At 51.3% G+C, this 18,756-nt stretch carries 18 protein-coding genes and 1 tRNA gene; 16 read left to right on the top strand and 3 right to left on the bottom strand.

Annotated features, from left to right (window positions below):
• The first annotated feature begins 239 nt into the window (after window positions 1–239).
• Entirely contained in the window at window positions 240–371 is a 132-nt protein-coding gene (locus HSR6_RS11290; protein ID WP_257786073.1) for a hypothetical protein, read from the top strand.
• A gap of 148 nt (window positions 372–519) precedes the next feature.
• The gene (locus tag HSR6_RS11135) at window positions 520–1,440 is read left to right on the top strand and encodes a hypothetical protein (RefSeq protein ID WP_071933121.1); all 921 of its coding nucleotides are present in this window, start codon (window positions 520–522) and stop codon (window positions 1,438–1,440) included.
• 239 nt (window positions 1,441–1,679) lie between these two features.
• Here the strand turns inward: HSR6_RS11135 and HSR6_RS06210 are convergent, their stop codons facing one another.
• Window positions 1,680–1,982, bottom strand: coding sequence for a hypothetical protein (locus tag HSR6_RS06210; RefSeq protein ID WP_148661816.1), 303 nt, complete (start codon window positions 1,980–1,982; stop codon window positions 1,680–1,682).
• Window positions 1,983–2,391: 409 nt separating this feature from the next.
• Between HSR6_RS06210 and HSR6_RS10910 the strand changes: the two genes are divergently transcribed.
• The 8 genes from HSR6_RS10910 (at window position 2,392) to HSR6_RS06175 (ending at window position 11,189) form a co-directional block, all read left to right on the top strand.
• The gene (locus HSR6_RS10910; RefSeq protein ID WP_148661815.1) at window positions 2,392–2,799 is read left to right on the top strand and encodes a hypothetical protein; all 408 of its coding nucleotides are present in this window, start codon (window positions 2,392–2,394) and stop codon (window positions 2,797–2,799) included.
• Between the two features lie 134 nt (window positions 2,800–2,933).
• Window positions 2,934–3,203, top strand: coding sequence for a hypothetical protein (locus HSR6_RS06205; RefSeq protein ID WP_071933119.1), 270 nt, complete (start codon window positions 2,934–2,936; stop codon window positions 3,201–3,203).
• Between the two features lie 338 nt (window positions 3,204–3,541).
• Entirely contained in the window at window positions 3,542–3,835 is a 294-nt protein-coding gene (locus HSR6_RS11420; protein WP_071933118.1) for a FeoA family protein, read from the top strand.
• Window positions 3,813–4,454: a FeoB small GTPase domain-containing protein gene (locus HSR6_RS06195; RefSeq protein WP_083426109.1), complete on the top strand. Its 642-nt coding sequence runs from the start codon at window positions 3,813–3,815 to the stop codon at window positions 4,452–4,454. The genes HSR6_RS11420 and HSR6_RS06195 overlap by 23 nt, the downstream gene beginning before the upstream one ends.
• Window positions 4,451–5,686 (top strand): nucleoside recognition domain-containing protein, encoded by a 1,236-nt coding sequence (locus HSR6_RS06190; RefSeq protein ID WP_071933116.1) that lies wholly within the window; start codon window positions 4,451–4,453, stop codon window positions 5,684–5,686. Before HSR6_RS06195 ends, HSR6_RS06190 begins: the two co-directional genes overlap by 4 nt.
• 2 nt (window positions 5,687–5,688) lie before the next feature.
• Window positions 5,689–6,144, top strand: a complete 456-nt coding sequence (locus HSR6_RS06185) for a hypothetical protein (RefSeq protein WP_071933115.1) — start codon at window positions 5,689–5,691, stop codon at window positions 6,142–6,144.
• Entirely contained in the window at window positions 6,141–6,446 is a 306-nt protein-coding gene (locus HSR6_RS06180) for a FeoC-like transcriptional regulator (protein ID WP_071933114.1), read from the top strand. The genes HSR6_RS06185 and HSR6_RS06180 overlap by 4 nt, the downstream gene beginning before the upstream one ends.
• Window positions 6,447–7,235: 789 nt before the next feature.
• Complete coding sequence (locus tag HSR6_RS06175; RefSeq protein ID WP_071933113.1) at window positions 7,236–11,189, top strand: GLUG motif-containing protein; 3,954 nt, start codon at window positions 7,236–7,238, stop codon at window positions 11,187–11,189.
• Window positions 11,190–11,382: 193 nt separating this feature from the next.
• On the opposite strand, the gene HSR6_RS11455 is transcribed toward HSR6_RS06175, so the two are convergent.
• Complete coding sequence (locus HSR6_RS11455) at window positions 11,383–11,535, bottom strand: DUF7837 family putative zinc-binding protein (protein ID WP_449271671.1); 153 nt, start codon at window positions 11,533–11,535, stop codon at window positions 11,383–11,385.
• Window positions 11,536–12,466: 931 nt separating this feature from the next.
• Between HSR6_RS11455 and HSR6_RS06170 the strand changes: the two genes are divergently transcribed.
• From HSR6_RS06170 to HSR6_RS10905, 5 genes are all read left to right on the top strand, one after another.
• Complete coding sequence (locus tag HSR6_RS06170) at window positions 12,467–13,915, top strand: lamin tail domain-containing protein (RefSeq protein WP_071933112.1); 1,449 nt, start codon at window positions 12,467–12,469, stop codon at window positions 13,913–13,915.
• Window positions 13,908–14,171 (top strand): DUF3006 domain-containing protein, encoded by a 264-nt coding sequence (locus tag HSR6_RS06165; protein ID WP_071933111.1) that lies wholly within the window; start codon window positions 13,908–13,910, stop codon window positions 14,169–14,171. The genes HSR6_RS06170 and HSR6_RS06165 overlap by 8 nt, the downstream gene beginning before the upstream one ends.
• Window positions 14,172–14,224: 53 nt before the next feature.
• Window positions 14,225–14,857 (top strand): rhomboid family intramembrane serine protease, encoded by a 633-nt coding sequence (locus HSR6_RS06160; RefSeq protein WP_071933110.1) that lies wholly within the window; start codon window positions 14,225–14,227, stop codon window positions 14,855–14,857.
• A gap of 281 nt (window positions 14,858–15,138) precedes the next feature.
• Window positions 15,139–15,963, top strand: a complete 825-nt coding sequence (locus tag HSR6_RS06155; protein WP_071933109.1) for a recombinase family protein — start codon at window positions 15,139–15,141, stop codon at window positions 15,961–15,963.
• Between the two features lie 324 nt (window positions 15,964–16,287).
• A complete protein-coding gene (locus tag HSR6_RS10905; RefSeq protein ID WP_148661814.1) occupies window positions 16,288–16,881 on the top strand; it encodes a hypothetical protein in 594 nt (197 codons plus the stop codon).
• 844 nt (window positions 16,882–17,725) lie between these two features.
• Here the strand turns inward: HSR6_RS10905 and HSR6_RS06150 are convergent.
• Window positions 17,726–17,800, bottom strand: a tRNA-Arg gene (locus HSR6_RS06150).
• A 197-nt stretch (window positions 17,801–17,997) separates the two neighbouring features.
• On the opposite strand from HSR6_RS06150, the gene HSR6_RS06145 reads away from it, so the two are divergent.
• The gene (locus HSR6_RS06145; RefSeq protein WP_071933108.1) at window positions 17,998–18,744 is read left to right on the top strand and encodes a hypothetical protein; all 747 of its coding nucleotides are present in this window, start codon (window positions 17,998–18,000) and stop codon (window positions 18,742–18,744) included.
• The last annotated feature ends 12 nt before the right edge of the window (window positions 18,745–18,756 follow it).

Raw genomic sequence — 18,756 nt, 5'->3', positions numbered from 1 at the left:
ACAAAAGATAGCCGGGTTGCTCAACAACTCTTATAGCTCACTGGACTGAATATAACCGATCCAATCTGCTGCCTCCATCCTCTCTATCTAGCACGTCATTTTGATTATTATATGTACAGTTACAGTTGACGGCTGAGGAATAGATGGCGCGTATGCAGCAAATCGATTTATAATTTTGAAGGAGTTTCCTTCCGAATCCATGAGTAAATAATAGTAGTCACAGGGCTAATTATGCAAATATGGCAGAAAAGCCTGACAAAGATGCCGATGCTGATGAAATCGCTCGTTGGATGGAGGAAGATTTCTGGAAATCTGTATCAGAAGGTGCGCAGAAAGCCATTCAGGACAAAAAAGACAATTCAGAAGAATAAGTCAACGGGCGAATACCGCACGACCCAAACTCCGTCCGCGTAGCAAGGTATTCGATACAGATCACCAATTTGCATCTGCCACCTGAATTGGGTCGGTAGAAATAGAACTATCCCAATTTATTCCCTCTCTCGCCTTAGATTACAGAACATGCCGGCTTATCCAGACCTGGATGAGTTAGACAAATTATGGCCAGATGAAGGATACGCTGTCATCATTGAGGATGAATGGAAACCACCCGATAGCGATGACTTTGTCAATATTCTCAGTAAGTTTTCTGAGCCGGACTTTCATCTCCCAAAGCCGAAGGAAGGGTACTCATATTGGGTACACGATGCAGACGGGAACAGATATTTCCGGGAAGATTGGAAAAAGTACAAGATGATGAACTCTCTGACGAAGGCTATTCAGAATGTGCGTGACAAAGAAGATGTGCAAAAGACACTTTCAGATCTCAAAGAGACTGGCCAGCACCGGTGGAAGCGTGATGATGCTATGTGGTTTGAGCTGGTTCTGAGTCTCGCGACACAAGGGAGTTCACGGGGAGCTCAATTAGTTATCGATGAGAACGATAACATCGTTCAAGAGAGATACGAACAAGTCTCGTTTGAAACTATTGATCAGATGAGTCCAGAAAATCGTCATGAGAAAATCAAACCAGTTCTTCTTGATGCAAATGTCTCATATCACAATAAAAAGACAGAAGCACTAATCGAAAATTTTGGATTGGTAAAACAAGACCACGGAGATCCAAAAGGTTTGAAAGAAGAGTACAGGCAGAAAGACAGTGCAAACGAAAAAATAAAATTCTTAAAGAAATTCAAATTGATCGGCCCAAAATATGCCCGCAATATCGGGATGGATTTGTATCATCCCGACTTTCGAAACTATATTGCGATTGACTCCAGAATAAAAAATATCTTTGAGATGATCGGTTTCGATTACGAAGGATACAGCTATGAGGAACAAGAGGAGTTCCTCAAGTCTATTGCAGACGATCTTGAAATTGAACCGTGGGAGTTGGACCGTATTCTATACAATTATGAAAACGAGATCAAAGCTGAACTTTAGTTAATTAGAAAGCATACACATTGAGTGGATGATTGTTCGATGAGTAGCTGAAAGAAACGGAATTCGCTGAGCTGAACAGAGACTCAGTTCAGCAGCCCGTTTAGGTTACTATCTGAACAGGAGCAATCGATTTTTGCTGGATAGAACGCGCCATTGAGTCACTGATTCGGAAGTCAGAATTTGAACTATTCATCTCATGATGATTGTGTGGATCAAGATTGTATGTAAAATGTGGAAACCTAGAGATTATCTGCATATATACTGCTTCCTTCATGGTCTTCTTGGACACGGTCAGTATATCCGAGTTGCAGTCCCGACATCACCCATGCCATTTGAGCGGTTAGTATGAGCCGTTGCACCTTCATGTCGTCAGGATCCGTATTAAGACCCATTCTGGCCACCATCGCGCCAATGTAAAATTCCTCATATACCGCCTCAAGGTTGCTGTTTTCAATCTCCATAGCTGCACCTTCGGCGTTATTACTCAGTTGTTCCCAAAGGCCTTCTTCCCAATTCTCGGCCATTATGGGTATGTCACTCATCTCCCTGTACCCCGGACCTGGCTTGTTCCAGGGCTCCGGTTACGCTGACCAAACTGATTTGTTCTATGACCCCTCTCTTGGCCGGCAAACCACGTATCACCGCTCATTGATGATAAAACTGGGAGGAAATCTTTGCAGCACCAGTTTTTTCGAGACTTTAATTCTCTCTGTCTAAGGTCCCAATTTTTTGTCGACTCCATTGACGGGTATTCTCGGCCGGAAATATTTGTTAAGATCAAATTACGACCCAATAAACCAGTTTTCACTCGGAGACTTATTCGCTACCGAAAGAATATATTCCCAAATCCTGCAGTTGGATAATACAGATGATTTCTCATCGTCAGTGAGTGGGAGTTAGGTGCCGAATTATTATTATTATTATTATTAGATAATAAATCAGCCTGTATCCATGAGTAAATCTGATTCAGGCACCGATCCTGTTCATAAACACGAAGATGTGACTGTTATTGGCGGTATTGCTCCCTGGTATGTATGTACAAATTGTAAGCTAGCTGCAATTCGTTCTGAGAAGTTGGCTTACTACCCCTGTGAACCGGATAAGTATGACCCCGACATAGGAGAGGGTCAGCCTGAGGAACTTCAAGAAGAACGGCTTGCGTTTGAAATTCTCCGATTTGACGATAAAGACGAAATGGAAATTTCAAGCAGTCGATCTGAACTTCCAAAAGAGGCCAGACAATGGTTGGAGAGCGTCGAAGAATACTCTGATGTTATCGACGAGAAATCGGAACAAGAGAAAATCCGTGTTGCTGCAAACTGGGACCAGAGAGATTGGAACGAGGAAAATCCAGAATAGGCCCCTCGGATGTCCTACCATATTTGCAACTCTTCCGTGATAATGTTCAAACAGCTTATCGCTCGGTACAAAGATTGTTTGCAACACCACCCCGTTGGAGATTATTATCCTTCGCCCACTCTAAAAGGGTAGTAATGAGCGAAGACTTGGAAGAAGAATACCCGGAGGCTGCCCCCTATATTAGAAAGGCAGTCAATAAACACGATGAGGATTGGGTTATCGAGAACTACTTTCCGAAGATCGCCAGCTTAGGAGTAGTGATGGATATTCCCCCGGTTGAGGAACTACCGTTCTATGATGAGGAAAAACACGATGTGTTGAGCGAGCAGGAGAAACGTGAGCGGGCAGAGGCGTACCGTGAGTACCGAGATAACCTTCGGAACACCAATCCTGGTGGAAAGTAAGTTCGTAATTTGGTTTTGGTTATCATTTGGGTAGTTGCAATTAGCCACTGCTGAATAGAACGCGCGAATTCAGCAGCGAATGATTGTAAAAATTAACACTTAATTGTTGGACACATCACCCAATATATCAAATAAGAATGAGCACAAGTTGTGAAATTTAATACTGAATTAAGAAAAATCGGTTTCTCGGATTTTCGATTCCCCTGAGTATTTTCCGGGATTTGCATGGCACTATCTTGGGAGATCCATGAGAACAATTTCCAATTAATGGGAATACACATCTGGGATTATCATGCCCTCTCCAAAACATTAGGCCTGCCTAAGTTAGGTGAGGCTAAATGGGTCGGAAAAACATAACAGGCAAGGAAAACGGCGAAACTCGACGAGGAAAGCGAAAGCGGAAGCGACGCCGCCTCAATGAATTGGGTAGGAAAAAGCGAGGCAGAATCAAAGAAATCGATGACGCTCTTCGGGAAGAACTCGGAGAGATGGGGATCCGATCGGGCAAAGAGCTTGTCGTTCAATCAAAACAGCCGTTCAATGGGCCGATCACCATAACGATCGGTCACAGTACGACATCGTTGAGTCAGGATCACGCCCGCCGCATCTATGTCGCTACAGATGATGAGTGATAGGCCGTCAATATTACTCGTTGGTCATCCGAACGTCGGCAAAAGCGCTCTATTCAACCAATTAACTGGGTCCGGAAATATCGACTCCAACGTGAGGTCAAATAAATGGTCGCAACAGGGATTCTGGCCAAATTTTGGTGAATCGAATGTCACTGAATCGAATTATCCCGGAACGACGGTCGATTACACCCACGGTGAGCTTCAATATCAGGGCGAGTCGATCGACGTTATTGACGTTCCAGGAACGTTCTCCCTCTCACCCAAGAACGCCTCCGAAGAGGTGGCTGTCGAGATTTTGGAGGAGCACTCGGACGCCGTTGTTGTTTGTGTCCTCGACGCGACTCGGATCGAACGGGGACTCAATTTGCTCCTCGAAATTATCGATGACGGGTACGACGTCACCGTCGCAGCAAATATGATCGACGAGGCTCGCAAACAGAACATCCAGATTGACGTCGCGCACCTTGAACACATCTTGGATGTGCCAGTTGTGCCCACAGTCGCAACAACTGGTGAAGGACTCAAAGACCTCGTTGAAAGTATTGAAGCGGCCCATTCCCCCTCGCTAACAGCAATACAAGAACGCACGGAGGGCACAAAGGAGGCGATTGAAGGATGAGTTCAGGTCTTGGGTCGGCCGAACGGTGGGAGCTCGTCGATCAAATCGTTTCGAACACGGTAGAGTACAGAGAACAGAGAGACTCGTTCACGGACATTATGGGCGATTTGCTTGTCGACCCGTGGTTTGGAATTCCATTTGCGGTCACGGTACTGTACGGGGCCTGGGCCTTTTTCGGCGCTGTTGCGGGATTCTTTACCGACGGCTACTTCGTCCCCCTGTTCGATGAGTACTGGTTACCCTGGCTTCAGAGTGTCTTCCCCTGGGAAGGCAGTTGGGTATACTTCATACTCATTGGTGATCCAGCAGCTCAGCGAGCCGTCGTTTCCTGGGGGATGCTCACCAGCGGACTTTTCGTCGCAATTGGCGTCGTTTTGCCAGCGATCTTCGCTCTTTACCTCGTCCTCGTCGTCTTGGAGGACTCCGGCTATATGTCTCGTCTCGCCGTTTTGCTGGACACAGTGTTCGAGAAAATTGGATTACAGGGTTACTCGGTCATCCCCATGGTTCTCTCGTTTGGGTGTAACGTTCCGGGGGTTGCAGCGACTCGGAATCTCGAGTCCAAAAAACAGCGCTTCATGATGATGACACTGCTTTCGGTGTTCATCCCATGTGGCGCACAACTCGGTATCATGCTCTCACTCATTCCGCAATACACCGGCTACATTCTTCTTTACCTGCTCATTGGATTTTTCACCGTCGGAGCCGTGCTTGACAAACTCCTCCCGGGCAAGACACCCAAGCTGATTACGGACGTCCCTCCAATGAGGAAACCCACTATTGGGAATGTGTCGACAAAACTGTGGCTTCGAATGCGGGGCTTTTTCGTCTCGGCTATTCCGTTCGTGTTGCTGGGCGTCGGTTTGATTAACGTCCTCTGGATGGGTGGCGCGATCGACTGGCTGTCAACGACGCTCGAGCCGTTGCTGACGGGGTGGTTTGGGGTGCCAAAGGAGACCGTGCCGGGACTTGTTGCAGGGTTCATACGCAAAGACCTGGCCGTGGCGCAATTGACCGGGGTCGGACTGTCACCCTTCCAGACAGTCATGTCGGTCGTCATGATTAGCATCTACTTCCCATGTGCCGCAACCTTTGCGATGTTGATTAAAGAGGGCAAATCGAGCTTCGGAATCGTCAAAACCCTGGTTGGAGCCGTTGCAATCCTCGGAGTCACGTTGTTCCTCTGGGGTGGACTGCTTCGACTGATTGGGATGACCATGGGGGTGGCTTAAAAATGCCATCCTGGGATGAGATTTACTTCGGGGCATTAGGGATTATCTCGGTGTTGATCGGTAGCCTCCAGTTGTTGGCCGGCGTTTCCGGGAATTCCGTTTCGATTTCCGTCTTGAGTGTTAGCGGAACGTACCTGCTCTGGCGTGGCGTCATCGTCGCATCGGCCGGGGCGTTTTTCCTTTACGGTTCAACGCATGGCCTCGGATCTCGCCGAAATCAGGTGGTAACAGTGCTTGCGGGGACGATGCTCTGGATCGTTGCCGTAACTGATCTTCTCGGTCGGTTCCTTGGAGCGATTCCAGGTGGCCACGATGTTTGGGTTGCAGAATTGGATCAGATCGCCCTCGCATTTGCCCCGCCGTATAGCCCCTCGATCATCTTCGGACTGTTCGCACTTGTCGTGGTTAAATATCGCATGCAAGCGTTTGAACCTACTGCAGCAGGTGAGGGGAAATGAGCGTTTACGAGGAGGTACTCGGATTCGTTAACCGCGGCATCGAGATTAGAGACATCGCCGAGCAGTTAGCAATGCGGCCAGACGCTGTGAAGGCAATTATCGAATCACAGGTTCGTGCAGGTCACCTACAAGATCTCGATTGTGCCGGTTCTGCGTGTGATACTTGTCCGATGTCCAAGGGCTGCCCGGTTCCACAAGATGGGCCGTCGCAGTATGCAATCACTATAGATGGGAAGAAACTGCTTCAAGCGAGTGGTAATGACGAGGAACCCGCACCATATCCGGTGACTCCGTCAATTTAGCTCTTGTAGCCATTCATCTACCGTCGACCGAACGCCGGCCTCGGTCCATACCAACCAACGGGGGTTTTGCTATGGCAGGAAAGACTACCCGAACCTTTCGATCCTGGCCAATAATCGGTGACAGAGCAAACGCAATTTTGGCAATCGGTAGTTCGTTCTCAAAACGTCGAATCGCTCATTATTCAGTTTTCGACAGTAATTACATGATGACGGAAGTTCTGCCCGAGTTTACTCCATACCGGTTTGCTGAACTTAACGTCTAAGTTCAGCAGTCAGGTTTTGACATTTTCTGAATAGATTGTTTGCGTACTTGCTGAATAGAACGCGCGAATTTAGCATGAGATTGCCACGAAATAATTCGCAATTCTGTGAAAGAATCCTTCCATACTGCGTTTTATGATGACATCTAAAATCCAATCAAACCTTGAATGCAATCTATCATTGGGGCACTATGGACAGGCAGATAGATGATAGTTTCTACAATCAATTTAAAATGCATGGGGGGTAGATTACCGATGGTTTGTCGGCAAACAGATTTTATCAATCATTAGCAAAAATAGTTACAATCAAAAAGGGCATGTTTGGAGAGTTTGCCGATTGATAATACATTCATGAGATGTAATTAGGGTTTTATGGGGGTGGGGGATCGATAGCTTATATGAACATTACGGCACCAGCAGCGGTTTTTTGGCGTAGAGCCCAACAGGATGGCCGATTTAGATTCACAACGGACTGTATAGGTAAGCGGTGTTGTCTCGGTCAGGGGGGCCACGCAAGAGGGGTTTATGTATGAAACTTCGCGCGATTTTCCTGTCGGCCCTGATGGTGGTCTCAATAGTAGCGAGCGGGATTGCGTTCGGGGCGGGGATTGCAACGGCGAGTGTGGGGAATGAGGCACCTGAACTGTACGCTGGCGGAAACGGTACCGCGACCAATCCATACCAGATCGCAAACTGGACCCATCTCAACAATACGCGTGAGAATCTTGACGCGAACTTTACGCTGGTCAACGATCTCAACGAAAGCACCGATGGGTACGAATCGGTGGCGAGCGGATCGGCCAACGGCGGGGATGGCTTCGCGCCAATCGGGAACTCCAGCACACCGTTCACCGGGACGTTCGACGGGGACGGCACCACGATATCGGACCTGAGCATCACGAACCCTGATGCTGACCCCACTGGATTGTTCGGTGTCGTCGGCACCGATGGCACGGTTGAATATCTCACGCTTGTAGATGCAACCGTCACGGCTGGAGATGGTGCAGATGGTTCGATGGGCGAATCGGGTGGTAACAGTGGTGGATTAGTCGGGAAAAATACCGGGATGGTCAGACATACGACTGTCAATGCATCCACCGTGTCCGGTGGTGACGGTGGGAATAGCTCAAGTAACTATATGGGCGGAACGGGTGGGAGTGCGGGCGGAGTAACTGGGGTGAATGCGGGGACAATCCAGAACTCGACGGCAAACAGCGTGAACGTTTCTGCTGGTGAGGGCGGATCGGGGACGTCGTATCCAGGCTCAGCTGGTAACAGTGGTGGACTGGTTGGGGACAATTCCGGAACAGTGAGCGAGTCTAGGGTGACTGGCACTATCGGAGACTCGGGTTTTAACACGGCAATTGGCGGCCTCGTCGGATCCAACGATGGAACGGTAACCACGTCCTTCGTGAACATATCCGTCTCTGCATCAGGCGATTACGATGCTGTCGGCGGCCTTGTTGGGGTTAGCAATGGGGTAGTTAGCCGATCGTCTGCTACGGGCAACGTCACTGGAACAAGTTTTCACGTTGGTGGACTCGTCGGGTACAACCCGAATGGAGTGGTGACCGATTCGAACGCGACAGCAGACGTCGATGGGTCACAGCGTGTTGGTGGCCTCGTGGGACTGAACCAAGAAACGGTGACCGATTCGTACGCGACAGGAGACGTCATTGGCGACTCCGCAGTTGGAGGGCTGATAGGATCACACCAGGGAACCGTGAATCTGTCTTATGCAACCGGTTCTGTGAACGGTTCTGGCGACGACGTGGGCGGCCTTGTGGGACACAATAATGAAGCAACGGTGAACACGTCATACGCGACCGGCTCTGTCAATAGCGGAGGTAAAAACGTCGGTGGATTGGTAGGACGTGCCGATGGAAATTACAATGACAATGTCGTCGCTGTCTCCTACGCCACGGGGAGTGTCAATGGCTCAACGAACGTAGGCGCACTCGTTGGAAAGAACCATGGTGGATCTGGCGGTACAGCCTATTTGAACAATACATACGCTGTCGGTTCGGTGTCCGGCGACTCGTCTGTTGGTGGCCTCGTCGGTTTGAACGTGAGCGACGCGACGGTGACCGACGGTTACTGGGACGTGAAGACGACCACGCAACCATCCTCAGCCGGTAGCGCGGTCGGTCTCACCACCACTAAGATGACCGGTAGGGACGCTCTCGATGCCGGAAACATGGACGGTCTCAACCCCTCAACGTGGGATACACACGCCGTAGAAACAGCCAAGGGCTACGTCTTTCCCTACCCGACGCTAACTGTCAATTCACAAATTCCAGCACCGAACCAGACGCTGTACGCCGCCGGCGACGGGTCCGAAAGCAACCCCTACGAGATTGCGAACTGGTACCATCTCAACAATACGCGGGAGAACACCGGGGAGAACTTCACACTCATTAATAACTTGAACGACAGCACCGACGGTTACGATATGGTGGCGAACGCCTCGGCAAATAGCGACAAGGGCTTCGAACCGATCGGTTCTCTCTCCGGAACATTCGACGGCAACGACAAGAGTATGGAGGACCTGACGATCAACCGGTCGGGTGAGGATGCCGTCGGTCTGTTCGGGACAGTCGGTGGAACGGTACAGGATCTAAATCTCGACGATGTCAACATCAAAGGGGGGAACAATACAGGCGGTGTTGTCGGTTATCACGGAGGCCCAGTTACAATCAAGAACGTTTCCGTCTCTGGCAATGTCACCGGTATCAAGCGGGTGGGCGGGGTTGTCGGGGATAATAACGGACGCATCACAAACGCCACTAGCGCGGCCAACGTCAGCGGCGCCACCTCTGTTGGTGGGCTCGTCGGACGGCACAGTAACTTCGGGGAATATACCATCGAAAACTCGACTGCAAACGGTAATGTAGAACTTAACGAGAACGCAACCGAGAAATTAACTGGCGATCCATTCAGCTTTGGTGGATTAGTCGGGTACAACGATGGCGGAAAAATCAACCACTCAAACGCGACCAGCGATGTGATAGCGAGCGACGCAGGAAATGTCGGCGGGCTGATTGGGCTTACCTCTGACGGGACGGTCAATCACACATACGCAACCGGTTCGGTCGATGCCGGAGACAACGTTGGCGGACTTATCGGTTTAAATATGATATCGTCTGTGACCAACAGCTACGCCGAGAGTGAGGTCAACGGCTCCTTACAGGTCGCCGGACTTATTGGTGTGAACGGCGGCGGACTGGTGAACGAGAGCTACGCCACCGGGGACGTGAGCGCAACTAGTGACACCGCCGGCGGACTCATTGGATTGAACACTGATTGGGATTCTTCCACTCTGCACAATGCGACAGTTACGAACACGTACGCAACAGGTAACGTGTCTGCAGACGGCAAAAATCTCGGCGGACTCGTCGGTAAGAATTTGGTCGACAAAGGCGGTAAAAGCGTGGTGAACAAGTCCTACGCTGTCGGGGAAGTCGACCCAGACGGGTCGGCCAGCGGTAACGTCAGCGGTCTCATCGGTGCAAACTCTGGGACGGTCGAAAACGCATACTGGGACACGGAGAAAACCGGGCAGGACAGTTCTGCTGGCGGGACGGGACTCACGACCTCCGAAATGATTGGGGCAAACGCTCTGGATAACATGGACGCCCTCGAGTCGCCGCCATGGGAGACCGTCACCGAAAGTACGGCAGGTGCCGATGCGGACGGCTACCCGATCCTGACGGCACTCGACACCGAGCCACAGATCCTAACACCCGAAGTCAAGGCCGACACTGGAGATGATGGGAGAAGTGCCGATTCAGGAGGCGGTGACGGTGAACTCTCAACTGACTATAGTATCGAGGACCAGACGACTGATAGCACCACTGGAGACGGCCGTTTGCAGGTCACAATCAATGAGTATGCAATTGGAGATACACTATCCGTTACAACAGAAAACGTCGAAACCGGTTCTCTCACAGTTGAACAAGTAGACGTTTCCTTCGATATGGGAACGAACTCCCCGAACGAGATGACCGTCCAAGCAGGGACAGAACCACCGTCCGGTGTCCCCAAATACACCGACGCTGATCAAACAGATTACGTGAGTGTTGATGTCGACGGCAATCTCAAGGACCGTGTCTCTGGCGGATCGATCATGGTGCGAGTTGCGCCTGATCGAATGCCAGATGACCCGTCAGCAGTCGAAATTTACCACGCTAAAGAGGAAACTTGGGATTTGACGGAAAGAACCTATCTCGGCGACCGTCGATACAAAATCCACACATCAAGTTTCTCGACGTTCGTTGTCGTTGTGAAAGATGCAACCAAAGCGACGACTACGGCTACAACTACCCCAACCACCACAGAGACGGTCACACCAACCTCTACACAGACGGTCACACCAACCACCACTGAAACCATGACGACAACGGAAACATCGACACCAGGATTTGGTACCATAGTGTCACTTGTCTCGCTACTGGGTGCGGTCCTCCTTGCACGAAGACGGTAGGCTACACTCGGTTTCTTAGTGAATTGATCTTGTACGGTAGTCCAAGAAAATGTCGCCGAAGTGTGCTAAATAGAAGGTCTATATTCAGCACAGTCAGTAAAACCTATCAGATACAGAGGTTTTCAACAGAACCAATAGAGCTGTCCATTGGGATCAAAGCCTGACCGGCATCGCGCCTGTCTGTATTCTCAAATCAGTTCTCGGGTCCGACAACCTCCTCACAATTCGGGCATTCAGCATATCGCTTCGTCTGATTATCACGCCCATAGCGAATGATAACGTCGAATTCGGTGATAGGACTGTCACAAAGTGGACAGCGACCGATTTCCTGATTTGTACTCGGCATCTCTAAAATCGGGAACGGGGAGGTGTGACACGAGGACGCTGCTGTCCTCTATTATCACCATCAACTGGATCTCACATAATTGTATTCCAAGCAGAGTGAAAGTGGAATCTGAAGTTCTTAATCCAGGACTCTTGTAAGATGTTTTTGACCCCTAGTAAAGTTCGTTCCATGGGTTGCATTTTTGCTATAGTTTGACTCAATGAATAGCCTCAGGAATAGCCAGCCAGAAGACTATAACCTGCTACGTCCTTCCCTCACCAGTTGAGCCATGGACTACGCCAGGTCGATGTTCACGGTCTGCACGCGGAAGAGACGGTGAATCAAAAAAAAACGTTTCATTGACCCCCTCGCCATCTCGGACGGTCCGACCGGCGAGGTCACACATCCGCTGATGGAGGAATGACCATCTGGAGCGACAACGAGAACAAAGGTGAGTCAACGGCTTCGGAGTGAGTGGACTTCGGCGGACTGTCTAGGGAGTTCACCGTATCCAATGCTCTCTACGGGGCCGATCCACCAACCTCCACGCGGAACGGGTCGTTTCGTTCCTCGACGCCCTCGATGGCGCACTCCGCGCCGAGCAGTCAGCCATCGAGGGACGAGTCTGCCCCTCGATGGTGAGGAAACCCAAGCAAGTCGTAGTGAGCGGCCTCGGTAGGGACACAAGTGTCGTTCCGGTTGGCCATTTGCCGAAACAGTGTAGTTCTGGATCCCACCGGCTTCGGGGAACTCAGCCTCAAAAACTACCGTAGCCAGTGGTTGCACTGGTACAGCCGTTACAGACAGTCATCTGTACCAAACATCTGTACCAGCCATTCGTGCCAATTATCTGTGATAGCCCACCGGAGTGTGCGCGTGGCACAACCAGATCCAACCTGGACAGTTCAACCGGTAAATCCTTCTCAGGAACGAACGTCGTTGAGACTATCCAATGTCACGACGGCGATTACTTCTGGTTCTCTTTGTCGGAGGAATGGTCCTCGTCACGGGGTGTTCAGGTACGCCAGCGACTGATTCGACCCCGTCACCGACGACTGAGGCACCAACGACGGAGGAAACACAGACCCCGACAAATGCGGCAGGGAATGGAACGCTCTCGGTCTACGTTCTGAATGTCGGCCAGGGGGCGAGTATTCTGGCAGTTGGGCCGACCGGAGAGACCCTTTTAGTTGACTCAGGTGATTGGCGAGCCGAGGGTGAAACTGTGCTCAATACGCTCGACCAGCTTGGAATCGAGCGAATCGACTACCTGGTGACCTCTCACCCGGATGCAGACCACATCGGTGGCCATGCCGAGATAATCAACCATCTCGAAACCGAGGGAGAGGGGGTTGGCGTCGTGTATGATCCCGGCATTACCTCGACCTCGCAGACCTATCAGGACTACCTGGACGCGATCGAGACACACGATGTCACTCTCTACAAATCCTTCGCTGGCGATACAATTCCTCTTGAGGGTGCAACCGTCCAGATTCTCGGTCCACCGGAGGGATATCTGGACAATGAAGATCGGAACGAGAATAGCCTCGTCCTCCACATCGCTCATGGCGGCACAAGTGTGCTGATTCCTGGCGATGCCGAATCCGACGGTGAATCATATCTCGTCAGCGAGTACGGCGAGCAGCTGAATTCTACGGTATTGGTCCCCGGCCATCACGGCAGTGCCTCAAGTTCGACTGAACCGTTTCTGGAATCAGTAGACCCTCGTATCGCGACGATCACCAGCGCATACGACTCCCAATACGGCCATCCAAACGAGCAAACCCTTCAGCGGCTGGCCGCCCAAGAGGTTCGTACCTATTGGACGGGGACGCATGGTACGACCAAACTGACTTCAAATGGAACCCATCTCCGAGTCGCAACGGAGTATGACGGTCCGACAGAGCCACTCCAGCTTCGGGATGGAGAGGGCACCACAGCCGGCCCCTATTCGACGCTGACCGATCGGTTTGTGCTTGACGTCTCGTCTGGCGGCGAATCGAAGATCATCGCGGATGGTGGCGAAACCGAACCTACGACAACGAAGTCGGAAAGTGGCTCAACAGGCGAGCTAGCAGTCACTACAATTCACGCGGATGCAGAAGGCGATGACCGAGAAAACCTGAATGATGAGTACGTGGTTTTCTCGAACACAGGAGATTCAAGTCTCGATCTGTCCGGCTGGACAGTCACCGATGAAGTCGGGACCACGTACACCGTTCCGGAAGGAGTTACACTCGATCCGGGTACCGATCTTACGCTTCGGACTGGAAGCGGCGATGACACAGAGTCCGAACTCTACTGGGGTTCCGAATCGGCAATCTGGAACAACGGCGGGGATACAGTCATAGTTCGTGATGACAATGGATCAATCATAACCGAGGAGAGCTACAATGGGTGAGGAATTCACGGGTGTCGTTGACCGATTTGAGGGGGATCAAGCTGTGATACTCCTCGAAGCAGATGGTGGAACAGTGGACGAAGTCGTTCTGACACGATCGGCACTTCCTGCTGATGGAGACAGGGTGGACGCCATCCTTCGGATAGTGCGTGAGGGGGATGAAATACGAGAAATCGAGTTTGACGCCGAAGAATCCAAGCGGCGCAAAGAGTCTGTAAACGATCAGTTCGACCGGCTTTCAGAACGACCGGATTAAGTTCGAACCGACAGATTCCTTCCGGTGCTGGACATCGATTCGGTGACTTGGAGATGAGTAGCGCAGAAAGGGCCTCGGAGATTTCTTTCGGTTGGAGTGATGTTGCGATTGATTTTTCAATCCTGCTGGCACTCCCGCTCGCGATACTTGGGCTCCAATATTCAGCTATCATTCCAACCAAGTGGATCGTCCTGGACCTCAGCTCTCCATCAGTTATTGCAATTTATGGACGTCTCTTTGGGCATATTTCCGCAGCCCATCTCTGGGCTAACGTCGGTTGGTTACTGGTCGCTAGTCTCTCCCTCTATGGATTTGCTCTGTGGACAGTTGATGTTCAGTTGTATCGTACCGTGATGGTCGCCGGTATGCTTGGGACGCCCATAGTTACCGCGTCAGGGCTATGGCTAATTTACTCAATTTTAGGTGATCTACCAGTCATAGCCGGCGCTTCCGATATCCCATTGGCCCTCTTAGGCGCTACGATTAGTCTGTATCTGCGAGATATAAGACAACTACTCGTTGGGGCGAGCAGACCGACCTCCTTTCACATTTGGTATGGGGTATACCTTTCAGCACTTCTTGGTTCAATAGCAATTTCAACCCTTACAATCGGTCTGGGACCTGTATCGGAGACTGGCCATTTGCTTGGGTTCTTGGTGGGTATGACAATTGGCGGATTCGTGTAGCTTGAAATTCACATAATTTCCGTATGCGACATTTCAACCGGTAATGCTCGGCTATATTTCGAGGCAACACCAACGCCGGTCTCGTCCATGTAATTCGAAGCGAGGGTTGGCGTGTCACGTTTGGCGTTTCCTTTCCACCTATCGGAAACTCTCCCTGCAAATTTAAATGAGCGCATAGCTTCGCAAAGACGACCACCCCCCACTATGCTAAAAAGGTATACCTTTTCACTACGTCTTCAAAAGCCCCGTTTTTTATATTGATATGTCCACTTGCAAGAAGTATGGAGAAAATCGGACTCTACGCCCGGGTCTCGACATCTGACCAGGATGTTCAGCGGCAGGTCAACCAGGCCAGGGAGTTCATCGAGAAGGAGTACGGAGACATCGAGATTGCCACCTACGCCGACGTGATCAGCGGCGCCACCGAGGATGGTGGCGAGGAGTACCAGCGGCTTCGCGACGACATCGAGGATGGTAACCTTGATGCAGTAGTCGTTGACGAGCTTTCGCGGTTGAGCCGCCTGGGGGCCGGCGAGATTCACCAGTTTATCCAGCACTGCCTGGAGAACGAGACCGGACTCCACGACATGGAAGTGGGACTCGACATCTCCCTCGACGACGATCTCGTTGATCAGGCTGTCACCCAGCTGATCGCAGGCGTGATGGGTGACCTCGCTCGGGTGGAACACAAACAGAAACTTCGACGGATCGATTCGGGGATCAAGAATGCCCAGGAAGCGGGGAAGTGGACGGGAAGGCCACCCCGTGGATTCCGTGTCGAGAACAAGCGTTTACGCGTTGATGCCGGCGAATTCCTGGCTATTCGAGACGCACTGGAGCGGATCGAGAAAGGAGAAAATGTGCGGGAAGCAGCGACAGACATCGGTGTCCCCGAATCAACGCTGCGACGGATCCACAACGAGCGGAAGGAACTCTACTTCTACGGTGAAGCCGGCGACGAGCGGATCGATGAGGCCCTCGAAGGGGTCCGGCCGCTTCCCGAGCCCGAAAGTGGGAATGAGGAGTCATTCCTCAAAAACATGAGCGACGAGGAGAAACAGGAGTTTATCGACGACCTCGCCGAGGAGTTATTGGGTGAGGACTGAACGACCTTCAGGGGCGAGTCAAGGGGAGGAGTCACGGCAACTGAGCAGAAAGCAGAGAGGATTTGGCCGTTCGATTCTGTACGACTCGCGACAGATGGTATACTCTAACAATTGTGCTGAATAGATGGCGCGTATCGGTCATCTAATATTGCAAACATAGGTCAAACTGTATATATTTCCGTCCCAAAATCACTGAACCCCCAAAATATACTTCCTCAGACAAGTAGTGATTGGTACCTATTTGTGGGGTGGTGGTGGGTAAAGTAGACTAATCAATAGTAGAACTAGATAGGACTCAATCTTTTTCTTTCCTTCAATGACATCGTGGAACAAAATTACTTTACCCCCATTGAGCCTCGAGGCGGTATGTCCGGCCCGAAAATCGATCAAACTTATTCGGGAAAAGTTGTTGGAATCAGTGGCACCGGCAATCCAATGGTTCAAAAAAGTGAATGGCATGAGCCGGTCATAGTCATCGCGCCTGACAGCGATTACTCTGATGGAGACCGTATCAATTTTGTAGTGAAGCAGGAAATGGAAAACCACTATCAGGCATTGCTTCCAGAGCGTGAGTCAGAATTGTCTAGCCCCACTTTTCATAGAATCTATCGTGGAGAGGTTTCAGACATCACCAATTCCGGGAACCCAATCGTACGACACAGCAATTGGGATAAGTCTGTAGTAGTCATCACCGATGATTCAAACTCGTTCTCCAAAGGGGACCAGGTGAAATTCGTGGTGAAGAAGGAAGTTGGACAGAGGTATCAGGCCCTTCTCAGCCACAAAGCCCCAGCTGTGAAACCAAATTACGGGTCAAAGGCTGTTATTCCAATTCACCATGATGGGAAAGACAACCAGTCAATCGGGGATACGCGGTCGGAGACACATGCGACAAAACCAGTAGATGAGTGGGATTGAGAATTGGCACTAACAAAGTATTAACATTAATTTGGAAATATCACTCGCGGTTTGGTCTTATAGATTTACTGACTAAATCGTCTGTATCTTGCACGCGTTTCTAATCAACTCCAGAGGTGTCAAACAGGTCGCCAAATCGAGGATACATTTCACTGCAGTCCTCATCCCCGACTCATCACAACTATTCGACGACTCAGTCTCCCTTGAACGGCTGTGAAAGGTTCTTATGCGGTAATTGCTTTATCTATAGTAGACGAGCTGGTGGCCTCAACAATGACGTTCCAAGAACGCCTACGCTCGATCGAAGAGCGGTACGACGTAAGCCAGAGCGAACATGCCCGGGAGCTCGGGCGCATTGTCGCGGACCTTCAGGACTGACCCGGTTATTCTGCCTCGTCAAGGAACGAAACGATTTCTGCTTTGCCAAAGCCGTCGGGAGAGTGAAGTTCGTCGTGTCCAGCCCGGGCGGCAGATTCAATGAGAAAGTCAGTACAGAGCGCATTGTACACATCCCGGTAGTCGCTAAGAAATTCGACACCGTCATGACGACCAACAGCAAATAGAGCTGCTGCTCTGACCTGAAAAATATCGGGCCCAAAGTCGTCTTGGGCTTTAGGGTAACGTGTGAGAGCCAAGGGCCGGATGTGGATTATCACCATTTGGGTTCGTGCTCGTTTCAGATTTCCCTAGTTTTACATCCATTCGTTGCCATTCAAATGCAAGCGAATCGCATGACAACGGTGACCCCCGTTCCGAAGCGTGATGAAATCAAAACGGCCGAAGAGGGGTCCCTTTATAAACGCCTTGTCGCCGTCTGCCAAATGTTGCCCGTCACGCAGAAGGATGGGCGTTGCAGGATTTGAACCCGCGACCCCTTGGTCCGAAGCCAAGTGCTCTGTCCAAGCTGAGCTAAACGCCCGCAAATCCTGGTATGCCGAGGGGCCTGTTAAACTTCCCGATGCGACGGCGCGCACATGACTGTAAGAATCCTGGAACCCTGTCGATACCACTTTGTGAAAACAGGTAAATGCCTCTATGAATGCACCGAACAGTCCCCGAACACACGTTCTCAGACCCGCACGGTTGTGAAACCCCGAGCCGGAGGTGGGAATCGGGATGAACCACTTCGAGACTGGCCGGGAGTGGCTCGACGCCCCGTTTCAGGATGGCGTATCCACACCGTCTGCGACAGTCATCTCGGGTCCTGGAGGCGCTGGAAAGCCACTCATCGCACTCGGTGTCGTGACTTCGTGGCTCCAGGCCGGTGGGAGCGTCATCGGGGCACCGCTGCAGTTCCCCGATCCGGACTTCGTGACCCGGGCAGCGGTCGATCTCTACGATTACGATCTTCGTGAGACCGGGGAGTACGTCCACGTGAGATTCGATCCTGATATTGATGGGGTGGGGCACACCGGCGAGGGAGACTTGCGCTCGAACCTGGTCGATCCCGAGAACTGGGATCAAACTCTCGACACCGCGATCGAGTCGGTAGATGGCGGGGGTCCCGGCATCCTCTTTTTCGCCACTGCGTTGAACCTGCCCCTGCTCTCCCCGACCTACGCCGACCCCCTGATCGAGACGGTGGGTGACGTGTTCGATCGTGAGCTAACCTCACTGGTCTGTGTGTCGACCTCGATGCTCGCGGAACGAGCCCGGAAAGTGGGTGACCTCGCCGACACGCTGGTGACCGCTTCGGTCCTCGAAGCGCCAAAACGGCTGCAGTTCACGGTCGAGCGACAGGACGGTGAGCCAGTCGAGTCGGAATCGGTCGAAGCGCCATTCGACCCGGCGCTCCTGGCGTCGATCCAGCAGCGGGCCGAGCGTGAGAAAGTCGTCCCGACCGAGACGATTCGCAATATCTGAGCCGATCGATTG

Origin of the sequence: Halodesulfurarchaeum formicicum (assembly GCF_001886955.1) — an archaeon.
Lineage (GTDB): Archaea > Halobacteriota > Halobacteria > Halobacteriales > Halobacteriaceae > Halodesulfurarchaeum > Halodesulfurarchaeum formicicum.
This window is presented reverse-complemented; position numbering and strand designations above follow the sequence as displayed.